This is a genomic window from Micropruina sp., from assembly GCF_047602385.1.
Classification (GTDB): domain Bacteria; phylum Actinomycetota; class Actinomycetes; order Propionibacteriales; family Propionibacteriaceae; genus Micropruina.
The window spans coordinates 647,968-660,517 of sequence record NZ_JASGHL010000002.1; the positions used below are offsets into that span (position 1 = coordinate 647,968).

At 69.9% G+C, this 12,550-nt stretch carries 9 protein-coding genes, 1 tRNA gene and 1 other RNA gene; 4 read left to right on the forward strand and 7 right to left on the reverse strand.

Features of this window, described 5'->3' with window-relative positions; all coding sequences use genetic code 11:
* Positions 1-185: 185 nt before the first annotated feature.
* Together QM711_RS08020 and QM711_RS08025 are read left to right on the forward strand one after the other, a co-directional pair.
* The gene (locus QM711_RS08020; protein ID WP_415098059.1) at positions 186-2,438 is read left to right on the forward strand and encodes a glycoside hydrolase family 3 N-terminal domain-containing protein; all 2,253 of its coding nucleotides are present in this window, start codon (positions 186-188) and stop codon (positions 2,436-2,438) included.
* Between the two features lie 191 nt (positions 2,439-2,629).
* On the forward strand, positions 2,630-3,007 hold the full coding sequence (locus QM711_RS08025; protein ID WP_415098061.1) for a hypothetical protein: 378 nt from the start codon (positions 2,630-2,632) through the stop codon (positions 3,005-3,007).
* On the opposite strand, the gene QM711_RS08030 is transcribed toward QM711_RS08025, so the two are convergent.
* Positions 2,999-3,685 (reverse strand): TetR/AcrR family transcriptional regulator, encoded by a 687-nt coding sequence (locus QM711_RS08030; protein WP_415098063.1) that lies wholly within the window; start codon positions 3,683-3,685, stop codon positions 2,999-3,001. The two genes, QM711_RS08025 and QM711_RS08030, sit on opposite strands and share 9 nt — an antisense overlap.
* Before the next feature lie 34 nt (positions 3,686-3,719).
* On the opposite strand from QM711_RS08030, the gene QM711_RS08035 reads away from it, so the two are divergent.
* Positions 3,720-4,388 carry a hemerythrin domain-containing protein gene (locus tag QM711_RS08035; RefSeq protein ID WP_415098065.1) on the forward strand — a complete coding sequence of 223 codons (669 nt, stop codon included), beginning with the start codon at positions 3,720-3,722 and terminating at the stop codon, positions 4,386-4,388.
* Between the two features lie 114 nt (positions 4,389-4,502).
* Here QM711_RS08035 and ileS read toward each other — a convergent pair whose 3' ends face one another.
* From ileS to ffs, 6 genes are all read right to left on the reverse strand, one after another.
* Positions 4,503-7,646 carry an isoleucine--tRNA ligase gene (gene ileS / locus QM711_RS08040; protein WP_415098067.1) on the reverse strand — a complete coding sequence of 1,048 codons (3,144 nt, stop codon included), beginning with the start codon at positions 7,644-7,646 and terminating at the stop codon, positions 4,503-4,505.
* Positions 7,647-8,037: 391 nt separating this feature from the next.
* The gene (locus QM711_RS08045; RefSeq protein ID WP_415098069.1) at positions 8,038-8,445 is read right to left on the reverse strand and encodes a hypothetical protein; all 408 of its coding nucleotides are present in this window, start codon (positions 8,443-8,445) and stop codon (positions 8,038-8,040) included.
* 104 nt (positions 8,446-8,549) lie between these two features.
* Complete coding sequence (gene recR / locus QM711_RS08050) at positions 8,550-9,164, reverse strand: recombination mediator RecR (RefSeq protein ID WP_415098071.1); 615 nt, start codon at positions 9,162-9,164, stop codon at positions 8,550-8,552.
* Between the two features lie 15 nt (positions 9,165-9,179).
* Positions 9,180-9,512, reverse strand: coding sequence for a YbaB/EbfC family nucleoid-associated protein (locus QM711_RS08055; protein ID WP_415098073.1), 333 nt, complete (start codon positions 9,510-9,512; stop codon positions 9,180-9,182).
* 102 nt (positions 9,513-9,614) lie between these two features.
* Positions 9,615-11,813 (reverse strand): DNA polymerase III subunit gamma and tau, encoded by a 2,199-nt coding sequence (locus QM711_RS08060; RefSeq protein ID WP_415098075.1) that lies wholly within the window; start codon positions 11,811-11,813, stop codon positions 9,615-9,617.
* 63 nt (positions 11,814-11,876) lie between these two features.
* Positions 11,877-11,973, reverse strand: an RNA gene (gene ffs, locus QM711_RS08065) — signal recognition particle sRNA small type.
* A gap of 426 nt (positions 11,974-12,399) precedes the next feature.
* Between ffs and QM711_RS08070 the strand changes: the two genes are divergently transcribed.
* A tRNA-Ser gene (locus tag QM711_RS08070) sits at positions 12,400-12,487 on the forward strand.
* The last annotated feature ends 63 nt before the right edge of the window (positions 12,488-12,550 follow it).

The following is a 12,550-nucleotide window of genomic DNA, read 5'->3' on the forward strand; positions in this document are numbered from 1 at the left end:
CCCCGCAAGGAAATCGACTGATTGGTGCCGATCGTCGGCGCCCACGTCCATCGGTCGGTGACATGACCCTTTGCAGCGTCGGCACAGCACCGCCACCGAAGGCCCGCCGCGGACCGCACGTGCAAGCGCGAGGTCGAACCTGGCAGGCTGTCCCCGGACGTCCCCAGTGTTCAAAGGAGAACCGAATGACCGACCTGCCGTTTCGCGATCCCGGACTGAGTGTCGAAGAGCGGGTGGACGACCTGCTCGCCCGGCTGAGTCTCGACGAGAAGGCGGGCCAGGTCACCCAGTACTTCTACTTCGGCACCTTCGCCCAGGATCTCCCTGAGGACGGCTCGGCCGACGCCCACCAGTTCCTGGAGTCGCCGCGCGCGGTCGAGGCGGCGCTGACCCGGGGTGGCGCCGGTTCATTGCTGTTCGTCCGGGACGCGGCCACGGCGAACCGGCTGCAGCGGATGGCGATCGAGGGCAGCCGGTTCGGCATTCCACTGTTGTTCGGTTACGACGTGATCCACGGCTTCCGGACCATCTTCCCGGTGCCGATCGCGCAAGCGGCGTCCTGGGATCCGGAGGTGATCGCCGCGGGCGAGACGGTGGCGGCCCGCGAGGCCCGGGCGGTCGGCATCCACTGGGCGTTCGCGCCGATGGTCGACATCGCCCGCGATCCGCGCTGGGGCAGGATCATCGAAGGCGCCGGCGAGGACCCGGTGCTCGGCAGTGCGGTGGCCGCGGCTCACGTCCGGGGCTTCCAGGGCGACTTCGGCCCCGACTCGGTGCTGGCCGGCCCGAAGCACCTGGCCGGCTACGGCGCCGCCCGCGGCGGCCGCGACTACGAGGACTCCGAGATCTCCGATTCGGAGTTGTGGAATGTCTATCTGCCGCCGTTCAAGGCCGCCGTCGAGGCGGGCGCGGCGAACATCATGGGCGCCTACATGGACCTCAACGGCGTACCCGCCTCCGGAAACCGCTGGCTGCTGACCGACGTGCTGCGCGGCGAGTTCGGCTTCGACGGTTTTGTGGTCTCGGACGCCGGTGCCGTCCGGTCGCTGGTCACCCAGCATTTCGCCCGCGACCTGCCCGACGCCGCGGCGCGCGCGATGAACGCGGGGCTCGACCTCGAGATGTGCATGGAGGATCCCGCATTCGCCCACCTGCCCACCGCCGTCGCCGACGGGCTGGTCAGCGAGCAGACGATCGACGAGGCCGTCCGCCGCATCCTGCGGGCAAAATTCCGGCTCGGCCTGTTCGAGAACCCCTACGCCGACGAGGCCGCCACCGAAGCCGTGCTGACCACGCCCGCGCATCGCGAGGTTGCGCGGCGGGCCGCCGAGCGGTCGATCGTTCTGCTGAAGAACGCCGGCGTGCTCCCGCTTCCCGCCAGCGCTGGTTCGATCGCTGTGGTCGGCCAGCTGGCCGATTCGGCGCGCGACATCCTGGGCCCGTGGGCATTCGACTACGACACCGGCGAGACCGTCACCATTTTGGACGGCATCCGCGCCCGGGCGTCCGGCGAGGTGGCATTCGCCCCGGGGGTCGGCATTCCCGAACGGCTGCACCCCTCGATGTTCGACAACATGGATTCGGTGGTCGCCCGCACCGCCCTCGATCACGACGACCAGGCCGAACTCAATCTGGCCGTCGAGCTGGCGTCGGCCAGCGACGTGGCGGTGGTGGTGATCGGCGAACGGCAGAACCAGATCGGCGAGAAGGCCTCCAACGACACCCTGCGGCTGCCCGGACGGCAGCTGGAGCAGCTGCAGCGGATCGTCGCCACCGGCACACCGACGATCGCCGTGGTGATGTCGGGGCGACCGCTCGACCTGCGCTGGGTGCAGGACCACGTGCCGGCGATCGTCCAGGCGTGGTACCCCGGCACCCGCGGCGGAGAAGCTGTCGCCGCCGTCCTGTTCGGAGACGTGTCGCCCGGCGGAAAGCTGCCGCTCAGCTGGCCGCGGCACGTCGGCCAGGTGCCGGTGATCTATTCGCACTACCGGACCTTCCAGCCCGACGAAAGGGCCGCCCGGTACTGGAGCGGGCCGTCCACGCCGCTCTATCCGTTCGGCCACGGCCTGTCGTACGCCTCGTTCACCTACGCCAACCTGCAGCTGACCAGCGAGCGGGTGCCGGTCGGCGAGACGGTGCAGGTCACGGTGGACGTCACCAACACCTCGACCGTGGACGCCGATGAGGTCGTCCAGTTGTACATCCACCAGCGCTACGGGACGTCGAGCCGTCCGGTGCGGGAGTTGAAGGGCTTCCAGCGGGTCCACATCGCCGGCGGCGCGACGGCCGACGTGACCTTCGACCTGGGCCCCGACCAGCTGCGCTACTGGAGCGCGGTGACCCGCGGCTGGGTTCAGGACGCCACCGAGATCGAGGTGTACGCCGGCGGCGACTCGACCGCCGAACTGGGCACGGTGCTGACGGTGACGGGCTGAGTTCGTGTTCCACCGACGAGCCCTGGCCGGCCGACCTCAGTGTGCTGGACGCCGCCTCCCCGCTTGACGCCCCGCGGACGGCGCCACGGCCGACTACCTGGTGGTCCTGGGCCGGGCGCCGGCGCCGCGCCGACCGGACCACCCGCACGATGCGGGAACCCAGCGCGCACGATGGCGCCTACGATGTTGTGGTGAGCAGCAATCCCCCGACCGGGGAGCCGGAACAGCGGTGGCAGCAGCCCTCCTTCGGGCCGCAGCCATCGGACGGGCGGAGTGATTTCCCGGGGTACCAGCCGCAGCCCCCGGCGCCGCGTCCGTTCTATCCAGTGACTCATCCGGTGCCCCCGGCGTCCACCTTTGAGACCGTGGTCAGCACCCTTTCCAAACTGGTCTGGCCGATCGCGATCCTGCTGCTGATCACCACCAACCTGGGATTCTTCCCGCTGATCATCACCGCGATCGTGGTCAACGTCGTGCTGGGATCGGTCAAGAAGAACCTGCGGCAGCGACGCCATGCGGCGCTGCCGCCGCCCCCCGCTCCGCAGGCGCCACGCGACGAACTACGGTGAGTCGCCCCCGCCGCTGACTTCGATCAGGCTGGACGCCAGCGTGGCGACCAGCCAGGCACGCAGCCGATCACGGCTCCAGCCCCAGTCCAGCACCATCAGCTGATACGGGTCGAAGCCGAGCAACAGGGCGAGCGTCGCCACCTGCCCTTCGATGGGTCCGGGTCGCAACAATCCGTGCGCGGCCAGCGCCTCGACCCCGAGCCGCATCACCTCGTATCGACCCTGAGCGACGTGCTGATAGGCGCGTCCGATCTCCTCGTCGTCGTGGGCGGCGGTCCGGAAGGCGGTCCACAGCCCGATCCCCCGCTCGTGGCCGTCGAGGGCGAAGTCGGCCAGCCGCTCGACCACCGTTGCGGCGTCTGCCCCGTCGAGAATGCGGGCGATGGTGGATTCGGCTCGCTCCACCCCCGCTGACTCGGCACCGGCCATCCGCTGCTCGAACGCGGCCAGCAGCAGCGCCCGCTTGGGGCCATTGGCCACCACCAGCTTCGGATTCACCCCGGCGCGCTCGGCGATCTGGTCGAGCGTGGTGGACGCGTAGCCGTTGGCCGCGAAGAGGTCGCCGGCGGCGTCCACGATCACCGCCCGGTTGGCGGCGGCCCGCGCCCGGCGTCCGGCGGCGTCGTAGGCACGCGGCGTCCTGTTGCCTTCGGCAGTCGGCTCAGCTACATTCCCCATATTCAATAGTCTATCACTATCGAAAGGTGTCGCGATGACGATCAGCGATCCGCAGACCCGGGTGGGCTGCGACGTGCAGGACATGCGCCTCATCCACCGGGTGTTCCGGGCGGTGTTCGCGGAGGCGCCCGCGCTGGTCGCCGGCGTGGCCGACGGCGACCGGCGACACGCTGAGGCGGTCGGACGGCACCTGCGGGAGTTGATCGCCAGCCTGCATCACCACCACCGGACCGAAGACGTGCTGCTGTGGGACGCCTTGACCCAGCGGGCGCCGGCCTGCGGCCTGCACGTCGCCGTGATGAAGGACCAGCACGGGCAGATGGCCGGCCTGCTCACCGTCGCCGAGGAGTCGATCGCGGCTTGGGCGGCTTCCGCGTCGGCGTCCGATCGGGAGGCGGTCCGGCAGGCGATGGCGGCCATCGACGTCTCGCTGCGCACGCATCTCGCCGACGAGGAGACATTCATCCTGCCGGTCGCCTCCGTCAGCATGTCGCAGGGCGAATGGGACCGGATCGGCGAGTTCGCGCGCAAGGAGGCCAAGCCGTCCATGCTGTTCCCGCAGCTGGGGTTCATGCTGGACGCCCTCGGCCCCGACGACGGGGATCGCTTCCTGCGCGAGACCATGCCCGCACCCGTCCGGCTGCTGTGGAACACGATCGGCAAGGGCGTATACCGGCGGTACCGGGCGCGCCTGCTCGGCTGACACCCGGGCCGACTTTGCTCCGGTCGGGTACCGGCCGGCCGACAAACCCCTCCCTAACTATCTGTGCCCTCCCCCATGGGGGAGGGCACAGGTAGTTAGGGAGGGTTCTGCGGGTCAGGCCTTGGCCAGGGTGAACCGGAAACCGAGATCCGCCGCGGTGGTCCAGTCGTCGGTGGGCTCGGCCTCGTCGATGCTGGTGGCCAGCACCTCCTGGGCGACCAGGTCGGCGTGCTCGCGCAGCGCCTCGGCGAGTTCGCCGTCCGCGGCCCAGGCCAGGGTGATCCGGTCGGAAACTTCCAGCCCGGACGCCTTGCGCTTCTCCTGGACCAGCCGGACGACCTCGCGGGCCAGCCCGGCCCGCACCAACTCGGGGGTCAGCTCGAGGTCGAGTGCGACTGTCTCGCCCTGCTCGTTGACCACCGACCAGCCCTCCCGCGGGCGCTCGGAGACGATCACCTCCTCAGCGCTCACCTCGACACCAGCCACGCTCGCCGTCTCGGACGCAGCCAGCGCGGCGGCCAGTTCGGCGGCGTCAGCGGCCGCGATGGCGGCAGCGATCTTCGGCGTTTCCTTGCCGAAACGCCTACCCAGCGCCCGGAAGTTGCCCTTGGCCGAGTAGTCCACCAGGTCGCCGGCGGAGGCGAATGATTCCACCGCCTGCACGTTCAGCTCGGCCGCGATCTCGGCGCGCAGTTCGGCGTCCAACCTGCCGAACGAGCCGGACGGCACCAGCACCCGGGACAACGGCTGCCGGGTCTTCACCTTGGCCTCGGCCCGGGCCGAACGACCGAGTTCGACCAGCCGCCGGGTCAGCTTCATGGCGTCGTTCAGCCCCGCGTCGACCAGCGTCTCCTCGGCCAGCGGCCAGGACGCCAGGTGCACCGAGGCCGGGGCGTCCGGATCGGTGGCCACGATCAGGTCCTGCCAGACCCGTTCGGTGATGAACGGGGCCAGCGGCGCCATCAGCCGGGTGACCACGTCGAGGGTGTCGTGCAAGGTCTGCAACGCACCCGGATCGCCCTCCCAGAACCGCCGCCGCGACCGCCGCACGTACCAGTTGGACAAGTCGTCGACGAAGTCGGCGATCAGTGCCCCGTAGCGCTGGGTGTCGAAGTTCTCCAGCGCCACGGTTGTCTCGCGGACCAGCGCGGTGCGCACCGAGACCAACCAGCGATCGAGCACGTGCGCGGGGGTCTCGACACGCTCGACCGCCGACGAAGGCGTCCAGCCGTTGGTGCGGGCGTACAGCGCCTGGAAAGCGACCGAGTTCCAGTAGGTCAGCAGCACCTTGCGGACGGTCTCGGTGATCGTGGTGTGCCCCACCCGCCTGGACGCCCACGGCGAACCGCCGGCCGCCATGAACCAGCGCACCGCGTCCGCCCCGTGCTTGTCCATCAACGGGATCGGTTCCAGGATGTTGCCCAGGTGCTTGCTCATCTTGCGGCCGTCCTCGGCCAGGATGTGTCCCAGGCAGAGCACATTGCGGTACGAGGACGCGTCGAACACCAGCGTGCCGACCGCCATCAGCGAGTAGAACCAGCCGCGGGTCTGGTCGATCGCCTCACAGATGAAGTCGGCCGGATAAGCGTCCGCGAACTTCTCCTTCGAGCCCTCGGCCCACGGGTAACCCCACTGCGCGAACGGCATGGAACCCGAGTCGAACCAGGCGTCGATCACCTCGGGCACCCGATGCGCGGTCTCGTGGCAGTGCGGGCAGGCGAACGTGACATCGTCGACGAACGGACGGTGCGGGTCCAGCGCCGACTGATCGGAATGGCTGAGCTCGGACAACTCCGCGCGCGACCCGACGCAGGTCAGGTGACCGTTGCCGCAGCGCCAGATCGGCAGCGGCGTCCCCCAGTACCGCGACCGGGACAGCGCCCAGTCGATGTTGTTGTTCAGCCAGTCGCCGTAGCGGCCCCACTTGATGTGCTCGGGGTACCACGTGGTGCCCTCGTTCTCGCGCAGCAGGGCGTCCTTGAGCTGGGTGGTCCGGATGTACCAGGACGGCTGGGCGTAGTAGAGCAGCGCGGTGTGGCAGCGCCAGCAGTGCGGGTAGCTGTGCTCGTATGGCAGCTCGCGGAACAGCAGGCCGCGCTCGGCCAGGTCGGCGACCAGCAACTTGTCGGCAGTCTTGAAGAACACCCCGCCGACCAGGGGAAGCTCGGCCTCAAAGGTGCCGTCCGGATGGACCGGGTTCACCATCGGCAACCCGTACGCGCGGCAGACCGCCATGTCGTCCTCACCGAAGGCGGGTGCCTGGTGGACCAGGCCGGTGCCGTCCTCGGTGGTGACGTAGTCGGCCAGCACCACGTAGTGGGTGCCGCCCACCGCGTCCGGGAACTCGACCAGGTCGAACGGACGCCGGTAGGTCCACAGTTCCAGGTCGCGTCCGGTGTAGCTGCCCTCGATCTGCCAACCGTCGCCGAGCACCTTCTCGACCAGCGGCTCGGCGACCACCAGGGTGTCCGGCTCGTCGTCGGACGCGGTGGCCAGCTTGGTCGCCACCACGTAGGTCACATCGGGATGGACGGCGACGGCGGTGTTGCTGACCAGCGTCCAGGGCGTGGTCGTCCAGACCAGCAGGGACGCCTTGCCGGCCAGCGGGCCGGAGGTGAGCGGGAACCGGACATAGACGGACGGGTCGGTGACGTCCTCATAGCCCTGGGCCAGCTCGTGGTCGGACAGGGTGGTGCCGCAGCGCGGGCAGTACGGGGCGACCCGGTAGTCCTCGACCAGCAGGCCGGCATCGAAGATCTGCTTCAACGCCCACCAGCACGACTCGACGTAGGACGCGTCCATCGTCCAGTAGGCCTTGTCGAGGTTCACCCAGTAGCCCATCCGGCGGGTCAGCGCGGTGAACTCGTCGACGTGCCGGCCGACCGATTCGCGGCACTGGGCGTTGAACGCCTCGATGCCGTACGCCTCGATGTCGGGCTTGCCGTTGAAGCCCAGCTCCTTCTCAACCGCCAGTTCGACGGGTAGGCCGTGGCAGTCCCAGCCGGCCTTGCGGTCGACGTGGAAGCCCTGCATGGTCTTGAACCGGGGGAAGACGTCCTTGAACACCCGGGCCTCGATGTGGTGGGTGCCAGGGGTGCCGTTGGCGGTCGGGGGGCCCTCGTAGAACGTCCACGCCTGGCCGCCCTTGGTGGCCTGAAGCGTCTCGTCGAATGTGTTCCGGGCGTCCCAGAGGTCGAGGATCTCGCGCTCCATCGCGGGCAGATCAACCTGCGGCGGCACGGGGCGATACTCGGTCATCGGTCTTCCTTCGTCGGCTGCTGACGCCGGCGGACCGGCGTACGGACGAAGGGACGAGGCGGGCCCCGCGGTACCACCCTTCTTGGCCACCTCGGGTGACCCGCTCAACTCGTTGCCGCGGCCGGTTCTAGTGGGCGCCACCCAGGCGGATGACGCTGTTCTTCCGGCAGCTCCGGGGTGATGGCCCCATCGACGCCTTGCGACAGCCGTTCAGCGTACGCCGGGTCGACATCGTTGTCGAACACACCGGTGATGCCCGGGGTGCCAACCTCGCTGAGGGCGCAGCTGGAACCGAGTGTTGGCGGGCTTTCGCCGACGCAGGAAGGATCCGGATCGGGCTGGTCTGTACCAGCCCGATCCGGATCCCTTGTCTGCCGGTTTGCCGCGTCGGTCAGGGGACAGGCGGCTGCGGCTCTTCGCGAGTCGGCGGCGGGCCGTCCGGAGCCGGCCCCGGCGGTGTCGGCGGGGACGGTGGCTGGTGGAACGGCGGGTAGCTGGTGCCGTTCAGCGCGTCCCGTCGGGCCTTGTAGTCGTCGATCTCGATCTCGCCGCGGGCCAGCCGTTCGTCCAGGATGCGCAGCGCTTCCCACGGTCCCGGCGGTCCGGGCGGCGGTGCCCCCGGCTCGTGATGATGCGGGCCGTGCCCAGGTCGACGACGTCCGGACACCCAACCCTTCTTGCGCGCGATCTTGTACGCCAAGGCAGCCAGCCCCAGCAGGATCGCCAAGAAGACCACCGTGCCGACCAAGCCGGCGATCATGTGCAGAAAGCCGAAGCCTCCGCCTCCGCGTGGACCCATCTGCCTCTTCCTTTCGACTCGATGGGTTCCATGGTGCGTCGGGAACCTGGCAAGGCAACTGTCAGGAAGCTGTGAGTCCGCGATCGCTCGGTCCGCGACGCCGATCAGCCGACGGCGGCAGCCTCACCGAGCCGGCGGCGTCCGGAGAAGGCGCGACCGAGGGTCACCTCGTCGGCGTACTCGAGGTCGCCGCCCACCGGCAGCCCGGACGCCAGCCGTGACACCGTGACCCCCATCGGCAACAACAGCCGGGACAGGTAGGTGGCGGTCGCCTCACCCTCGAGATTGGGGTCGGTGGCCAGGATCACCTCAGTGACGACGCCATCACCCAGCCGCATCACCAGTTCACGGATGTGCAGATCGGCCGGGCCGACGTTGTCGATCGGGGAAATGGCGCCGCCGAGGACGTGGTAGAGCCCACGGAACTCGTTGGTCCGCTCGATCGCCATCACGTCCTTGGACTCCTCCACCACGCAGATGGCGGTCTGGTCGCGACGCGGATCGCGGCACACCCGACACAGGTCGCCCTCGCTGATGTTGAAACAGCGATCGCAGAACCGGACGTTCTCGGCGACGTGGCGAAGCGCGTCCGCCAGCCGGTCGATGTCGGCACGATCGGTGGTGAGGATGTGAAAGGCGATCCGCTGGGCACCCTTGGGGCCGATCCCCGGCAACCGGGCAAGCTCGTCGATCAGCTCCTGGATCGGACCTTCGAACACCGCGCTACCCCCGGCTCACTGGCCGGGGAGGCCGCCGAGACCGCCGAGGTCGGGCAGCTGCGGCATCGAAGACTCGGCCAGGATGGCCACCTTCTTGTTGGCGTCGCGGACGGCGGCCACGATCAGGTCGCCCAGCGTGGACGGGTCGTCGTCGTCCCACGCCTCCGGCTTGATGTCGACGGCCAGCAGCTCACCGCTGCCGCTCACCGTGACCTGCACCAGGTCGCCGCCGGCAGAGCCACGGACCTGCTTGGCGGCCAGTTCGTCCTGGGCACGCTGAATCTGCGACTGCATCGCCTGGGCCTGCGCCAGCAGCGCGTTCATGTCGAATCCCTGCTCGCCGAACATCACGTCTCCAATCGATGGGCCACCGGAACATGCTACCTACGCCACCCGCGTTCGACCCGCGGCACTGCCCCGGTCCGACCGGGGAAGCCGCGGGACGGGCGGCTAATCCTCTTCCGCGATGAGTTCGGCTCCGAGATGCTTGGCCAACAGTTCGTCGTGGTTGGCGTTGGCTTCTTCGACCGAGAGGTCGTCCCGACTCGGCTCGTCGTCAGGTTCCGGCGGCTCGACCGCTGTGCTGGTCGCACGGATGTTCTGCCGGGCCTCGGCCGCGGCCGGTGAGGGACGCGGGGCGGGAGTCGGCTCGGCCGGCCTGGGTTGGGCCGGAGCGGGCGGGGCCAGCGGTGCGGCGGTGTCGGACGGGCCGGCGTCGATTACCTTGATGCTCACCTGGGTGGCGGTCACCTGCAGGATCGACTCGCGCAGGACGTCCTCGCTGCCCCCGCGTCCGAAGCTGTCCCGAGCGCCCGGATTGGCGATGCCGAGGCTGAGGACGCCGTCCAGAACGTCGACCACGTGGGCGTTCTGACTGAGCAGGATCCAGGTGAATCGCCGGCGCTTCTTCACCTCTTCGAGGATGTCCGGCCACCAGCGGCGGAAATCGACGGTACCGAGGGTGGTGACCCCGGCCGGCCGACTCGGTTCCGATGGTGTTGTGGAGCCGGTACCGGGGGCGTCCGCGGCGGGACTCTCGGATGGTGTGGCGACCTCGTCCGGTCGGTCGGACGCCGGAGCCGGTTCGGGTGGCTGCTGATCAGCGGGCCGGCCTTCGGCGGGCGGACGCCGGTCGGGCCGGCGAGGCTCGGGGGTCGCGCGGGTGTCGGCGGCAGGCGGCGGGCCGGCCCACCCCCGCGGCGCGTCCGGGTCGTTGGCGGGCTGCGCGCTTGCCGTGACTGCCGGCTGAGCCGGCCGCTGAGCGGACTCGAGCGCCTCGGGCGCGGTCATCTCCAGCCGGCGCTCCAGCCGATCCAGGCGGGCGTGGACGCCGCGGTCACCCGCGTCGGCGGCGGGCAGCAGCACCCGGGCGCACATCAGTTCCAGGTGCAGCCGGGGTGCGGTGGTGCCGCGCATCTCGGTCAGTCCGACGGCGATCACCTCGGCGGCCCTGGTCAGCTCACCCGCACCCAGCGCACTCGACTGGGTGCGCAGGCGTTCGGCCTGGTCGGCGGCGACATCGACCAGGCCGGTGGTCAGGGCGTCCGGGACTGCCGCGACGATGATCAGGTCGCGCAGCCGGCGCAGCAGGTCTTCGGCGAAGCGGCGCGGATCCTGGCCGACCTCGATCACCTTGTCGATACAGGCGAACACGCCGTTGGCGTCGCCGGCGGCGAAGGCGTCCACGATCTCGTCGAGCAGGGCGTCCGGGGTGTAGCCGAGCAGCGCGGCCGCTTGGGTGTAGGTGACCCCATCGGGACCGGCTCCACCGAGCAACTGGTCGAGCACCGACAGCGAGTCGCGCACCGAGCCGGCGCCGGCCCGGACCACCAGCGGCAGCGCCGACGGATCGACCGCGACCCCCTCGGCCACACACAGCGAGCCGAGGTAGGTCGACAGTGTCTTCGGCGGCACCAACCGGAACGGATAGTGATGGGTGCGGGACCGGATGGTGCCGATCACCTTCTCGGGCTCGGTGGTGGCGAAGATGAACTTGACGTGCGGCGGCGGCTCTTCGACCACCTTCAGCAGGGCGTTGAAGCCGGCCGTGGTGACCATGTGCGCTTCGTCGACGATGTAGATCTTGTAGCGGCTGGCGACCGGGGCGAAGAAGGCCCGCTCGCGCAGGTCGCGGGCGTCGTCGACGCCGCCGTGCGAGGCCGCGTCGATCTCGATCACGTCGATCGAGCCGGGGCCACCACGAGCCAGGTCACGGCAGGACTGGCACACCCCGCACGGCACCGGCGTGGGGCCTTGCGCACAGTTCAGCGCGCGGGCCAGGATGCGCGCCGAGGTGGTCTTGCCGCAGCCGCGCGGTCCGGAGAACAGGTAGGCGTGGTTGACCCGGTTGTTCGCCAGCGCCCGCTGCAGCGGCTCGGTGACGTGCTCTTGGCCGATCACATCGGCGAAGGTGTCCGGTCGGTAGCGGCGATAGAGCGCGAGCGGCGCCTCGGGCCGTTCGACCACCGGGGCGTCCGGCTCATCGTCGGGGTTGTTGCGGCGACCGGCTGGTGGTGCTGGGAGCGTCTCGGACGCGGGCGCGAGAGTCTCCGGTTCGGCGCCGAACAGGTCGGGGCCGTCCTGCTCGAACGGCTCCGGCTCGTCGTACGGCTCGGAGTCGAACAGCCCGTCCTCGCGCTCGTCGTCCACGGTTGGCACCTTACGTGTTGGGTCCGACAACTTTCGAGCGGCGATCCAGCCCGCGTCCGGCCATGAAAGGGGCCCCCGCGCACCCGGAAGAGCTCGCTTACCCTTGCTGCCTTTCGGCCCTGGGGGAGTTGGGCGAGGTACCGCCGCGCGGGGACCTTGGCCTCAGTCTAGGGGACGCCGTCCGATGCCCTGACCAACGGACGTCCCCCCTGCTCCACGCTCCTTGGGTTCGGGGCAGTCGGACGTCACCGCGGCGGCGGACCCCACACCGACCCCGGCCAGCACCAGGCTCCTGTCGCCACGGTTCCTGCACCGGGGTGGCGGCGATCTCGACATCGCCGTCCGAGCGACACCCGTCGACCCGCAGACCCGTCGACCCGCAGACCCGCACCCGGATCGCTCGGCCTATCAGCAACGGACGGCAAGCGCCCACCGGACGGCGTAGCTGCTGCGGCGCACCGAGCGGCGTCGGGTGCCTGGCTCTGCTACCTGCGCGGACCCGCGACGCCTCGGCTTGCGAACTCAGCCGGCAGAGCCGGATCGGACGGTTTGGCCGCCGTCACGCCAGCCCGGTATCGTCTCCGACGGAGGATTCGCCTAGAGGCCTATGGCGCTCGCTTGGAAAGCGGGTTGGGTTCACACCCTCACGAGTTCGAATCTCGTATCCTCCGCCAGAACTGACCCATTCCAACTCGTGCGGGTAGAGCGCCCGCACGATCGGGATGCCGGCCACGCGT

Coding starts and splice junctions, on each gene's coding strand:
- QM711_RS08020 (WP_415098059.1), top strand. CDS start 186: ATGACCGACCTGCCGTTTCGCGATCCCGGACTGAGTGTCGAAGAGCGG.
- QM711_RS08030 (WP_415098063.1), bottom strand. CDS start 3,685: ATGGGGAATGTAGCTGAGCCGACTGCCGAAGGCAACAGGACGCCGCGT.
- QM711_RS08035 (WP_415098065.1), top strand. CDS start 3,720: ATGACGATCAGCGATCCGCAGACCCGGGTGGGCTGCGACGTGCAGGAC.
- ileS (WP_415098067.1), bottom strand. CDS start 7,646: ATGACCGAGTATCGCCCCGTGCCGCCGCAGGTTGATCTGCCCGCGATG.
- QM711_RS08045 (WP_415098069.1), bottom strand. CDS start 8,445: ATGGGTCCACGCGGAGGCGGAGGCTTCGGCTTTCTGCACATGATCGCC.
- QM711_RS08055 (WP_415098073.1), bottom strand. CDS start 9,512: ATGTTCGGCGAGCAGGGATTCGACATGAACGCGCTGCTGGCGCAGGCC.